We start from the raw sequence: 12,644 nt of genomic DNA on the forward strand, positions 1-12,644 counted from the left end.
AAGCTTGCGCGGTTGAGGGAGTAGTCAGTCAGACCATGACTGTGTCCGGTTTCAGCATGTCCATGAACGCGCGGACCTTGGCGCTCAGCAAGCGGCGCGAACTATAGAGCGCCCAGACCTCCACCGGCGCACCCGTTGCCGTGCCCCAGCAAACGAGCCGGCCCGCGCGCACATCCTGCTCGACCAGCAGGCGCGGCAGGAGCGCTGCGCCCACGCCTTGCAGCACCGCCTCGCGCACCATCAATAGCGACGACATCCGCAGCACCGGCATCGGCTGGATGACCCTCACTTCGCCGGCTTCCGTGCGCATGTTCCAGAGCGCGCCTGGTGGCGCCGCGGCGAACATGACGGCCGGCACCTGAAGCGCATCGGCTTCGCTTGTGGGCATCGCCGACGGTATCGACATGCCCGGCGCCGCGACCACGAAACGCTCGTCACTGAGAATGCGCCGCCCGACGAGTTGCGCGTCGGGCCGCGGATCGATACGGATCACCAGGTCGTAGCCGTCTTCCACCGGATCGGCAAGCCGGTCTTCCGCGATGATCTCGAGCTCGACCTGCGGATAGGCCAGCGCAAAACGTGCCGCGATCCGGCACAGCACGACATGCGCGAACACGATCGGTGCGCTGATGCGCAAGCGCCCGCGCGGCACCGGCGCGCGCGACGCGACTGCTTCACCCGCCTCCTGAATCTCCGTCATGAGTCCCCGCGTGCGCTCGTGGAGCGCGAGACCTTCTTCCGTCAGACGCAACCTGCGTGCGCCCCGCTCGATCAGCCGCACGCCAAGGTCATCTTCCAGCTCGGCCACGCGCCGTGACAGCGTGGCCTTGGGCCGGTCGAGCGCGCGACTGGCCGGCCCGAAGCCGCCGTGCAAGGCAACCGCGTTGAAATCCGCCAGCGAGGTCAAATCCATGATCGTTCCATTTATGAGACGAGGTGTCTGGATTTTGTCACTTTCGATCAATCGATGGAACGAATATTGTTCGTCTCACGGACTAAGCCGGTCCATTCAACCCCAGGAGAAAATCATGGCAATCCTCGTAACCGGCAGCACAGGCGTAATCGGCAAGCAGGTTCTCGACCATCTGGACGGCAGCGGCGCCGAAGTGCGCGCTCTGACCCGCTCGCCGGAAAAAGCCCAATTTCCCGCCGGCGTCACCGCGGTTAAAGGCGACCTGTCCGACATCGACGCAATACGGCGCGCAATGAACGGCGTCAGCACCTTGTTCCTGCTCGCCCCCAACGCCGCCGACGAACTGACACAAGCGCTGCAGACGCTCAGTGTCGCGCGGGAAGCCGGCGTGAAGGGCATCGTTTATCTGTCGGTTTTCAAGGGCGCGGAGTATGTCGATGTGCCTCACTTCACCGGCAAGCACACGGTGGAACGCATGATCGAGCACACCGATCTGCCGGCGACGGTGCTGCGCCCCGCGTATTTCATCCAGAACGATGTCCGGCAGAAAGACCCGCTGCTGACACACGGTGTCTACGGCATGCCGATTGGCAGCAAAGGTATTTCGATGGTCGACGTCCGCGATATCGGCGAGGCCGCCGCACGCGAACTCCTGCGCCGCGAGCGCACCGCCGACCGGCTGCCACGTGAGACCTATGAACTCGTCGGGCCGGATGCGCTGACGTCGGACGCCATCGCAGCGATCTGGGCCGAAGCATTGGGACGTCCGGTCCGCTATGGCGGCGACGATCTCGACATCCTCGAACAGCGTCTCAAGGCGGTCGCGCCAGGTTGGCTCGCCTACGACATGCGTCTGATGATGCGCCGCTATCAACTGGACGGCGCAGTCGCTTCGAAAGCCGAGATCGAACGCCTCGCCGCGCTGCTCGGGCGGCAGCCAAGATCGTATCGGGACTTCGCGATGGCCTCGGCCGCCGCATGGGCCAAGGGTTGATCGATCAGCGCGGGTGAAAAACGCTGTCTAAAGACTGGCGCGCGAGCCACGGGTTGGGCTGAAAAGTCCCGTCCGTGGCTCGCCTGCGTTCAGGATCCAGCGGCGACCTGGATTGCCCCGGCGCTATTGTGGAAATGGACGAGCTGAGTAGGGTCAGGATCAGCCTCAATGCCCACCGCAATAAATCGCGGTCAGAAAAAGCGGTACGACTTCGCGAATGCCTGCATTGCTGCCAGCCTGCCGTACCCTCGCCTCAACCGACGAGGCAGATCCTCTCACCACCACGCCATATGTTGAAGACTGGAGCGGCTGGCCGCTGCCCTGTTTGAAAATCGGATCGTTCTGCGCGTAGCCGAAAACGGCCGAGACATGAAAGCCAAACGCTGTCAGGTTGCTGCCGCGTGCGGGACGAAACGCATTGACCGAATTCGCTTCAATGCGCATCGGCTTCGGATCGATCGATTGGTCGTCCAGAAGCGGAGCAATGAAATCATGCGGATTCGACTGACAGTTCAGTTGGGCGTCGAGCGCATAGGCATTGCACACAGGAGAAGATAATCCCACGCCCAGCGACACAAGGGCGACTAGCATGCGAAGAGTGGATGGTTTCATCATCGTAGCGCGATCGTTCTGCTGGATTGCCTCGAGAAGCCCAAGCACATAAGGTAGCAGATCGTTGAGATTTCAGAATCGTACCGCCCGCGCCGCCAGTCTGTGCGGTGACGCTCAAACCGCCCAAAGCCCGCGCACGACAGGCGGCAGGCCGTATTTCGTGCCGCACGCGCGCCTGTCCAACTCCATCGCCCTGCTATGCTCTACATGAAGTCGGTCCAGCGCGCGAGGACCCGCCGCGCGGACTGTCGCCGTCCCGCCCGCTAAACGAACCGCAGCCATGCCCCGCTCCTCACACTACGACCTGCAATCCCTGCGCGTTTTCATCGTCGTCGCGGAACTCGGCAGCCTGACGAAGGCGGCCGAGCGTACCTGCCTGACGCTCTCCGCGGTCAGCAAACGCATGACCGATCTGGAACATAGCATCGATTGCACACTGATGCTGCGGCAACCGCGCGGCATCGAGCTGACCGCCGCCGGCAAGGGTTTGCTCGCGCATGCGAGGCAAGTGGTCGAGCGCGTGAACCGCATGGCCAACGAAATGAGCGACTACGCCGCCGGCGTGCGTGGACACGTGCGAGTCTGGGCCAACACGTCGTCGGTCATCCAGTTCCTGCCGCACGATGTGCAGGCTTTTCTCTCCGGCAATCCCGGTGTGAAGATTTCACTCGAGGAACGGTTGAGCGACGAAATCGTCGCGGCGATCCGCAACGGCGACGCCGATATCGGCATCTTTGCGGACAATGTGCTGTCGCCGGGTATCGACAAGGCCATCTATCGCGAGGACAAACTCGTGCTGCTGGTGCCGGCCGGCCATCCGCTCGCCGCCCTCGAAGAAGTCGCCTTCGCCGACACGCTCGACTTCGAGTACGTCGGCCTGAACGAAGGCAGCTCGCTGCTCGCGCGGCTGCTCGATGCCGCATTCAGCGCGGACCGGGTGCTCAAGCTGCGCATCCAGGTGCACAGCTTCGACGGTATCTGCCGGATGATCGAGCACGGGCTCGGCATCGGCGTACTCCCCGAGGGCGCCGTGCGCCCGGAAATTCTCGCAGCGGGCCTGCGCGCCGTGAAACTGACCGACCCGTGGGCGCATCGCGCGTTGTGGATCGGCACGCTGTCGCGCGAAACGCTGTCGCCTGAAGCGCTGCGCCTGTACGACTTCATGTCCGGCCATACCGAAGCCTGAGTTCGCCGACCCTTTCCATTCTGGAAAGGGTCGTTGAGAATCCATTGATTTTCAGCATGGGCGGGTTGTCGCAAAGTAAGCGTCAAGAGACGACGTTTGCAAGGAGACAACCATGACGAAGCCGCTGGATGGCGTTCGCGTGCTCGAAATGGGCCAGCTTATTGCCGGCCCCTTCGCTGGAAAAATGCTCGCCGAGTTCGGCGCGCATGTCATCAAGATCGAACCACCCGGCACGGGCGACCCACTGCGTAAATGGCGCCTGCTGCATGAGGGCACATCCGTCTGGTGGGCGGCGCAATCGCGCAACAAGGAATCCGTCACGCTCGATCTTCGCTCGCCCGAAGCTCAGGACGTGGTTCGTCAACTGGTCGCGCAAAGCGACGTGCTGATCGAGAACTTTCGTCCCGGCACGCTCGAAAAATGGGGTCTCGGCTGGGAGGAACTGCATGCGTTAAATCCTGGTCTCGTGATGCTGCGCGTGTCCGGCTATGGGCAGACCGGTCCCTACCGCGACCGTCCGGGCTTCGGCGTCATCGGCGAAGCGATGGGCGGCTTGCGGCATCTGAGCGGCGAAAGCGGCCGCACACCGGTGCGCGTGGGCATCTCCATCGGCGATTCCCTCTCCGCCTTGCACGGCGTGATCGGCATCCTGCTCGCGCTGCGCCATCGCGATCAGAACGGCGGTGCGGGCCAGATGATCGACGTCGCGCTCTACGAGTCGGTTTTCAACATGATGGAAAGCCTGCTGCCCGAGTACTCGACATTCGGCGCCGTGCGTCAAGCGGCGGGCAGCAGCCTGCCGGGGATCGCGCCGTCGAATGCTTATCGCTGCAGCGACGGCAAATATGCACTGATCGCCGGCAATGGCGACAGCATCTTCCGGCGCCTGATGGAACTGATCGGCCGCCAGGACCTCGCGGACGATCCCACCCTCGCCCAGAACGATGGCCGCGTAAACAACGTCGAGCGGCTGGATGCAGCGATTGCCGACTGGACTCACCGCCACACACTCGACGAGGTGCTCACCGCGCTCAATGACGCGCGCATTCCCGCCGGCAAGATCTACGACGTCGCCGACATCGCGAACGACCCGCACTACCACGCACGCGAAATGATCCTCGACAGCCAGCTTCCCGACGGCACGCCGGTGCAACTGCCCGGCATCGTCCCGAAGCTGAGCGCGACGCCGGGCACGGCAAACACCTGCGCGCCCACCCTCGGCCAGCACACCGACAAGGTGCTGGAAAACCTCGGCATCGGCACGACGACTCGCGACGCCTGGCGCGCCCGCGGCATCATCTGAACAGGAGCCCCGCATGAGCAGCAAACGTCTGTATATCCACGAGGTCGCCACTCGCGACGGTTTCCAGAACGAGGCCCGGTTCGTCGACACCGACGCCAAGATCGAACTGATCGACCGTCTGAGCGCCTGCGGTTACGCGAGGATCGAGGTGACCTCGTTCACCTCGCCGAAAGCGATTCCGGCCTTGCGCGATGCCGAAGCCGTCATGCAGCAAATCAAGCGGCATCAAGGCGTTATCTACACCGTGCTCGTTCCGAATCTGCGCGGCGCCGAGCGCGCGCTGTCGTGCGGTGTCGATGAAGTCAATCTCGTGATGTCGGTGAGCGAGAGCCACAACCACGCGAACCTGCGCATGAGCCGCGAACAATCGTTCGCACAATTGCGCGACGTAATCGGCGTGGTCAGGCAAACGAAGGTGGCGATCAACGTGTCGCTCTCCACCGCAATGGGCTGCCCGATGGAAGGCGATATCGAACCGGCTGACGTGCTGGACTGGATGCAGCGCTTCGCCGATCTCGGCGTGCATGGCGTGACCTTGTGCGACACCACCGGCATGGCCTATCCATCGCAGGTCGGGGCGCTGTGCGCCGCCGCGCGCGAGCGTTTTGCCGCCCTTGACCTCACGCTGCACTTTCATAACACGCGCGGCATGGCGCTCGCCAACACGCTCGCCGCGCTGCAAGCCGGTATCGACCGCTTCGACGCGTCGCTCGGCGGACTCGGCGGGTGCCCCTACGCGCCGGGTGCAACGGGCAATGTCTGCACCGAGGAACTCGTGCACATGCTCGAACTCGACGGCTACGACACCGGCGTCGATCTCGATGCCGTGCTGTCCGCCTCGGCGCTGCTTCCCGGACTGATCGGCCACGACGTGCCGAGCCAGTTGCTCAAGGCCGGACGCCGCCTCGATCTGCACCCGGCGCCTTGCATCGCGACCGACGGCCTGCCAGAACAACGCGCATTTTCTTCAGGAACCTGACATGGCACTCATCGATCACCTCGATCACCTCGTACTGACTTGCGTCGACTTCGTTGCAACGAAGCGGTTCTACACCGAGGTCATGCAGATGCAACTCGAGACGTTTGGCGAAGGACGTATTGCGTTTCGCTTCGGCAATCAGAAGATCAACGTCCACGTGCGCGGCGCCGAATTCGAGCCGAAGGCGCATGTTCCCGTGCCGGGCGCGCTCGACCTGTGTTTCATCGCCACCGTGCCGCTCGACGATGTCATTGCGCATCTCGCCCGCTGCCAATGGCCGATTATCGAAGGCCCGGTTGCGCGCACCGGCGCCACACAGAAGATTCGATCGGTGTACGTGCGCGATCCCGATCTGAATCTGATCGAGATTTCCGAACTCGCGGGTTGATGTCATGACACCACGCTCCCTACGAACCGGTCACATTCACATGCCGGTCAGCAATCTGATTCACGTGCCTTTGCAGCCCACCCTTTGCCAGGCGGTGATTCGATGAACATCGTCCTGCTCGACAGCGGCACGTTGCCCGTGCCGCTCACCGCGCCGGCCTGGGCGGGCGAATGGTCCGCCCGCCTCGCCACGCGCGCCGCCGACGTGGTTCATGCGCTCGAAGATGCCGCCATTGCGATCACGAACAAAGTGCCGATCCGCGCGGCCGATCTGAAACGCCTGCCGAAACTCCGCTTCATCTGCATTGCCGCAACGGGTTTCGATTGCATCGATATCGACGCCTGCCGCGAGTCCGGCGTGATCGTATCCAACGTGCCGGGGTATTCGGCACAGAGCGTCTCGGAGTGGGCGCTCGCGTCGATCTTCGCGTTGCGGCGCAATCTGTTCGCCTATCGTGAGACCGCTCGCATCGGTTGGGCGGCCTCGCCGAATTTCTGCGTACACGACGCGCCGATTCTCGACATCGCCGGTTCGACGCTCGGCATTATCGGGCGCGGCGCGATCGGCAGTTCGCTCGCCCGGCTGGCCCGCGCGGTCGGCATGAATGTGCTGTTTGCGGAGCACCGCGGACGGTTGACGGTTCGCGAAGGCTTCACGTCATTTGACGAGGTGGTGCGCTCCGCCGACGTTCTCTCGCTCCACTGTCCACTGACCGAAGCGACGCGCAAGCTGATCGACGCGCCCACACTTCGCGCGATGAAACGCGGCGCGTTGCTCGTGAATAGCGCGCGCGGCGGCCTAGTCGATTCGGTAGCACTGATCGATGCGCTTACCACCGGCCACCTCGGCGGCGCCGCGCTCGACGTGCTCCCGCAGGAACCACCCGATCCGCATGAGCCCCTGCTGGCGTGCGCGCATCGCAACCTCATCGTCACGCCGCACATCAGTTGGGCGGCGACGCATGCCGCGAACCGGCTCAATGCCGGCATCGAAGCGAACCTCGCTGCGTTCCATGCGGGCGCACCGATCAACGTGGTGAACGGCGCATAAGCCGCCCCCGAAAATAAAGTAACGGAGACAAGCATGAACAGCAGCAATCTGGGCGTGGGCGCAAAAGCAGGCGCCCATTCGCGCATCGCTTCATCCGAGCCGGTTTCAACCGACGAATCACACCGCCAGGATGTTCAGGCCACCACGTTGGGCGGCTGGATGGACAACATGCCTGCGGGCTCACTGCATCGATTTGTAGTGTGGGTGATCGGCATAGGCCTGTTCTTCGATATGTTCGAGATTTTCCTTGTCAGCTCGATCGGCGCGGCGCTGCAGGGCGAGTACGGTATCGACAGACACAGCATGGACTTCAAGCTGCTGCTGGCCTCGGCCTTTGTCGGCATGTTCTTCGGCGCATTTTTTCTGGGCAGCATGGCCGACCGGATTGGCCGGCGCAAGGCTTTCCTGTTCAATCTGATCTGGTACAGCGGCTTTTCACTGCTAGGCGCATTCTCGGTCAATGCCGGGATGCTGGTGATCTGCCGCTTCCTCACCGGCATTGGCGTAGGCGCACTCTATCCCGTCGCCGATAGTTTCCTGTCCGAGATTCTGCCCAAGGAACGCCGCGGACGAATGGCCGCCTGGGCCTACACCGCGTCGTATGTTGCCGTGCCGCTAGTCGGATTCCTCGCGCTTTGGCTCAACCCTCTGCACTTTGGTGCCGTGGCGGGTTGGCGCGTTATTCTGGTGATCGGCAGCCTGGGCGCAGTACTGGTTCTGCTCGTACAGCATAAGTTGCCCGAAAGCCCGCGCTGGCTATTGGCGCAGGGTCGCGTCGACGAATCTCACGCAATGCTTCGGCGCTTTGCCGACAGTGCCGGGGTGACGGTGCCGGTCATCTCGCCTGAGGCGACCGTCAAGCGCAATGCAATGACTTTAGGTGAGCGCGTGGCCCTGCTACGCCGCCCTCCGTACAACAAACGCTACCTGATGCTGGCCATCTTCCATCTGCTGCAGGGATTTGGCTACTACGGCTTTGGCACACTGGCCGCCACAGTGGTGAAAAGCCGCGGCTTTGACATCACCGACGGCACGTTGTTTATCGCGCTGTCGTTTCTCGGCTACCCGGTCGGCTCTTTGCTTTCAATCCCGCTCCTCAACTGGATAGAACGCAGGACGCTGGTGATCGGCGCCATCTTGTCCATTGCGGTTTTTGGCTTGGGTTTTGCCTATTCGAACAACTCGGGGTTGATCGTTCTATTTGGCGTGTTGACAACCTGCGCGTCGAACGTATTCAGCAATGCGTACCATGTCTATCAAGCGGAAATTTTTCCAGCCAGCGTGCGCTCGACTGCAATCGGCAGCACCTATTCGTTGTCCCGCATTGTTAGTGCGATGCTGCCGTTCATCTTGCTCCCCGTATTGAGCCAGCAAGGAGCGGGCGCTATGTTCGGCATTATTGCGGTGGCCCTGTTGATCGTGGCTATCACCGTGCGAGTCCTCGGCCCCCGCACGACACGGCGCAGCCAGGACGAGATCAATCCGGGTTAAGCCGCGCGTCGTACATCGTTTCATTACAGAAGGCAGCGCGCCGATCCATCGAGGCGCGCCGCCCCACACCTGATATCTGTCAAACGGGGGGCGACGAGGTATGCATCACCCTCACGTCTGCATCAGGAGTCAGGAGAGATGATGCACTTCCTGCAGGCCATATACCGGCGTCGCAATCCCCTCCATGCGCGCCTTCAACTGCAGCGATAAGTATTGCGAGTAGTGGCGCGATTGATGCAGATTACCGCCATGGAACCATAAGGCAGTCTGCTGCGTCGGTTTCCACATGTTGCGCTGCTCACCCTCCCACGGTCCCGGGTCTTTCGTCGTATTCGAGCCCAGCCCCCACACCTTGCCCACTTTATCCGCCACTTCACGCGAGATAAGATCGGCGGCCCAGCCGTTCATCGATCCATAGCCGGTCGCATAGACGACGAGATCCGCTTCCAGTTCGGTGCCGTCGCTGAGCACGACAGAGTGCTCTTTCAGTTCGACCACATCCACGCCGCTCTTCAGCTTGATCTTGCCGTCCGCGACAAGATCGGCGGCGCCCACATCGATGTAATAACCCGACCCGCGCCGAAGATACTTCATGAAAAGCCCTGAGTCGTCGTCCCCGAAATCGAGCATGAAGCCGCTTTTCTCCAGACGGTCGTAGAACGCCGCGTCGCGCTGCCTGATGGCATCGAAGACCGGTTTCTGGAACGTATGCAGGATCTTGTACGGGATCGACGCAAAGGTCAGATCGGCTTTCGAAGTCGTCATGCCCGACGCCACCGCGCGCTCGGAATAAAGATCGCCGAGCGCAAGTTCCATCAACGAATCCGACTTGACGATATGCGTGGACGAACGCTGCACCATCGTGACGTCGACGCCCGCCTCCCACAGCGCCGCGCAGATATCGTGCGACGAATTGTTCGCGCCGATCACCACGACTTTCTTGCCCTTGTAAGCGTCCGGCCCCGGATGTTTCGACGAGTGATGCTGCTCGCCCTTGAACACGTCCATGCCTTTGAATGAGGGGATATTCGGCTTACCCGACATGCCCGTCGCCAGCACAAGCTGCTTGGGCCGCAGCGTCAGCGTCTCGCCGCCGTGCTCGACCTCGACCACCCATTCGGCCGCCGCTTCGTCGTAGCGCGCGGACTTGCAGGTGGTCGACCCCCAGTAGTTCAACTCCATGACCTTGGTGTACATCTCAAGCCAGTCGCCGATCTTGTCCTTGGGCGTAAAGACCGGCCAGTTGTCGGGGAACGGCAAATACGGCATGTGGTCGTACCAGACCGGATCATGTAGACACAGCGACTTGTAGCGGTTGCGCCACTGATCGCCAGGACGTGGGTTCTTGTCCACGATTATCGTCGGCACTCCCAACTGGCGCAACCGCGCACCCAGCCCGATCCCACCTTGTCCTCCTCCCACGATCAGACAGTAAGGTTGCTCCGCACGACCCAGCGTCCGCGCCTCCGCTTCGCGGCGCTCCTTCCAGGTGACCCGATCCGTGCGTGCGCCATGTTCCGCGCCCATCGGGCGACGCTGGCCCTTGGGCTCCTCGTGGCCTTTCAGTTCGGCCATGGTAGTCAGCAAGGTCCAGATCAGGCCGTCTTTTACACGGATAAAACCACTGCCGCGGGCGACCTGTGTTTCGAACGTGATCCACGCCTGGGCCACACCATCGGCTTCGGTCGGCGTTTCGTTTTCGGCAATCCTCAGCCGGGTGGGTTTGATGGCGTCAAGTTGGGCGTCGAGCATGGCGCCGATCTGGTCCCGGCCCTCCATGGTTTTAATATTCCAGGTGAAAGCAACCAGATCGCGCCAATAGCATTCCGGTTGAAACAACGCGACGGCCGCAGCGGTATCGCCGCGTTTGAGCGCCGATTCCAGGGACTCCAGAACATGTGTAATAGTCTGGCTTGCATTATTTTCAGGCATGGTTGCTCCTCCATTCGATACGGATTAGTGAAACGTCGAAGTGATACGCGGGTTCTTTGCCCGCTGGATAACGGTGGACCGCTAGCGCCGGTGCGGCGGGACAATGCCGAACTTCGCGATCCGTCTGTAAAGCGTCGCCCGCGAGATGCCGAGCGTCTGGGCGGTCTCGTCGGGGTGCCATTTCGCATCCGTCAGGGCCGCGACGATGCGATCGCGCTCAAGGGCGTCGATCCCGGAGAGGGTGGGTTGCGCCTCGCGGGCGGGATTCCGGTGCTTCGGCGCCGCTTGACGTTGCGCCCGGATGACAGGTGGGCGAACCCGCGCATACAGAGGCGAACCGCTGCCCACCAGTTTCATCGAAACCATGTCGCGGCCCGGCCTGACATCCAGAAGTCGTTCGGCGCGGACATCGAATAGCTCGGAGACAGGCCGCGGCAACTGGTCGAGGCCCGGCACACATTCCTTGGCCCGGCGGTTTGCCGCGACCGCATTTCCATGCACGTCGAAAGCGATCAGAATTTCCGGCTGGGCCTCCACGTAATGACGGTTCCGGTGGGCCAGCAACACCCAGTGATGCGTGGTCGCGTTGAGAAAGAAACTATCCTCGATCAGCACCGCGCTATGACGCACGATATGGTTGATCAGGCGCTGGCTTTCGCGTTCGTCAGGCGAGCGAATCGCCGATGCATCCAGCACGCCGATCAGTTCGCCTTCCAGCCCGAAGATGGGCGAGGCGCTGCAAGTCAACGTGGTAAACGCGGCGCGAAAATGATCTGTCTTATGCACCGTGATCGGTTGGGAATCCAGCAATACGGCCGCCACGCCACAGGTTCCCTCTTCCTGCTCGGACCAGCAGGAGCCCCAATAAAGCCCTGCCCGTTTGAAGTCGTGGCGCCGATCCCGGTCGACGCGATAATCTATCGTCACACCTTGCGCGTCGGTGAGCATCACGCAGTAGTCAGCTTCGCGTACCGTCTCATGCAGACGCGAAAGGCATTCTCCCGAGGCCCGCAAAACCGACTCTTCACGATGTTGCACGTCGCGCAGTTCCGGCGCGGTCAGAATGCGCGGACCTTTTGTTAGACCAGGATCGAGATGATATTGCTCGAGCGAGCGCCAGTACGACGAAGCCAGCCGCGCGGAATCGGTACCGCGATCGGGCGTGCGGCCTTCGATCAACCTGCGGATCCGGTCGATGTGTCTAACCTGCGGAACATAAGGCATGAATGTCTCCGGTCTGCTCGGCGCACATCGCCAGGTGCGCGCTCAGGATGACTTTTAGCATGCGTGTTCCGGAAGATCACACCGCAGTGCAGCATCAAGCCGGATGAGACTTTTGTCTCAGTTCCTTTGTCTCAGTTCTTTCATGGCGGGGACGCAACGCGGTTCGATTCCCACGGTGCTGAAGATAGCGCGCGTAAAGCCCCTGCTAGAATGCTTGCCCTTTTCTCTGGAGACGCACATGTCCTGGTTCATCTATGAAGTGCCCGAATACAATGAAGACGGGGCGCGCATCGAACCCTTCAGCGACCTGCGTAGCCGCGTCCAGAAAGTCAGTGGGCAGGCCATGGTCGACGAGTTGGAAAGCGTCCGCGAGAACGCCGCGAAGACAGCGGATACGCCGGCGCACCCGCTACGCGCCGCGGATAATCCTCACGTATTTCCGATCCCATACGCCGACTCCATGATCCTGGTCGGGTTTATCTTCGAACTGAAACGGGAGTCCCGGTGCCTGGTGGTGTCGCCCGTGGAAATGCCCTGGTTGAAAGACGCGTAACGCGTCTCGTCGGCAACGC

Annotated in this window: 12 protein-coding genes; 8 read left to right on the forward strand and 4 right to left on the reverse strand. The window is 62.0% G+C overall.

Going from position 1 to position 12,644, the window contains the following annotated elements; genetic code table 11:
• Positions 1-28: 28 nt before the first annotated feature.
• Entirely contained in the window at positions 29-913 is an 885-nt protein-coding gene (locus HWX91_RS23470) for a LysR family transcriptional regulator (RefSeq protein WP_028194976.1), read from the reverse strand.
• 115 nt (positions 914-1,028) lie between these two features.
• Here HWX91_RS23470 and HWX91_RS23475 point away from each other — a divergent pair, with 115 nt between their 5' ends.
• Positions 1,029-1,907 (forward strand): NmrA/HSCARG family protein, encoded by an 879-nt coding sequence (locus tag HWX91_RS23475; RefSeq protein WP_028194977.1) that lies wholly within the window; start codon positions 1,029-1,031, stop codon positions 1,905-1,907.
• 165 nt (positions 1,908-2,072) lie between these two features.
• Here HWX91_RS23475 and HWX91_RS23480 read toward each other — a convergent pair whose 3' ends face one another.
• On the reverse strand, positions 2,073-2,498 hold the full coding sequence (locus tag HWX91_RS23480) for a hypothetical protein (RefSeq protein ID WP_235430041.1): 426 nt from the start codon (positions 2,496-2,498) through the stop codon (positions 2,073-2,075).
• A gap of 301 nt (positions 2,499-2,799) precedes the next feature.
• Here HWX91_RS23480 and HWX91_RS23485 point away from each other — a divergent pair, with 301 nt between their 5' ends.
• From HWX91_RS23485 to HWX91_RS23510, 6 genes are all read left to right on the forward strand, one after another.
• Positions 2,800-3,705 (forward strand): LysR family transcriptional regulator, encoded by a 906-nt coding sequence (locus HWX91_RS23485; RefSeq protein WP_028194979.1) that lies wholly within the window; start codon positions 2,800-2,802, stop codon positions 3,703-3,705.
• Positions 3,706-3,817: 112 nt separating this feature from the next.
• A complete protein-coding gene (locus HWX91_RS23490; protein WP_028194980.1) occupies positions 3,818-5,008 on the forward strand; it encodes a CaiB/BaiF CoA transferase family protein in 1,191 nt (396 codons plus the stop codon).
• 13 nt (positions 5,009-5,021) lie between these two features.
• The gene (locus HWX91_RS23495; protein ID WP_028194981.1) at positions 5,022-5,987 is read left to right on the forward strand and encodes a hydroxymethylglutaryl-CoA lyase; all 966 of its coding nucleotides are present in this window, start codon (positions 5,022-5,024) and stop codon (positions 5,985-5,987) included.
• A 1-nt stretch (position 5,988) separates the two neighbouring features.
• Positions 5,989-6,375, forward strand: coding sequence for a VOC family protein (locus tag HWX91_RS23500; RefSeq protein ID WP_028194982.1), 387 nt, complete (start codon positions 5,989-5,991; stop codon positions 6,373-6,375).
• 102 nt (positions 6,376-6,477) lie between these two features.
• The gene (locus HWX91_RS23505) at positions 6,478-7,425 is read left to right on the forward strand and encodes a D-2-hydroxyacid dehydrogenase (protein WP_028194983.1); all 948 of its coding nucleotides are present in this window, start codon (positions 6,478-6,480) and stop codon (positions 7,423-7,425) included.
• Between the two features lie 33 nt (positions 7,426-7,458).
• Positions 7,459-8,916, forward strand: coding sequence for an MFS transporter (locus tag HWX91_RS23510; protein ID WP_028194984.1), 1,458 nt, complete (start codon positions 7,459-7,461; stop codon positions 8,914-8,916).
• A gap of 129 nt (positions 8,917-9,045) precedes the next feature.
• Here the strand turns inward: HWX91_RS23510 and HWX91_RS23515 are convergent, their stop codons facing one another.
• Positions 9,046-10,848, reverse strand: coding sequence for an NAD(P)/FAD-dependent oxidoreductase (locus HWX91_RS23515; RefSeq protein WP_028194985.1), 1,803 nt, complete (start codon positions 10,846-10,848; stop codon positions 9,046-9,048).
• 81 nt (positions 10,849-10,929) lie between these two features.
• On the reverse strand, positions 10,930-12,072 hold the full coding sequence (locus HWX91_RS23520) for a helix-turn-helix domain-containing protein (RefSeq protein ID WP_028194986.1): 1,143 nt from the start codon (positions 12,070-12,072) through the stop codon (positions 10,930-10,932).
• Between the two features lie 238 nt (positions 12,073-12,310).
• Here HWX91_RS23520 and HWX91_RS23525 point away from each other — a divergent pair, with 238 nt between their 5' ends.
• Positions 12,311-12,625, forward strand: a complete 315-nt coding sequence (locus HWX91_RS23525) for a hypothetical protein (RefSeq protein ID WP_028194987.1) — start codon at positions 12,311-12,313, stop codon at positions 12,623-12,625.
• The last annotated feature ends 19 nt before the right edge of the window (positions 12,626-12,644 follow it).

The organism is Paraburkholderia fungorum (assembly GCF_902833645.1).
In the GTDB taxonomy this organism is placed as follows: Bacteria; Pseudomonadota; Gammaproteobacteria; order Burkholderiales; family Burkholderiaceae; genus Paraburkholderia; species Paraburkholderia fungorum.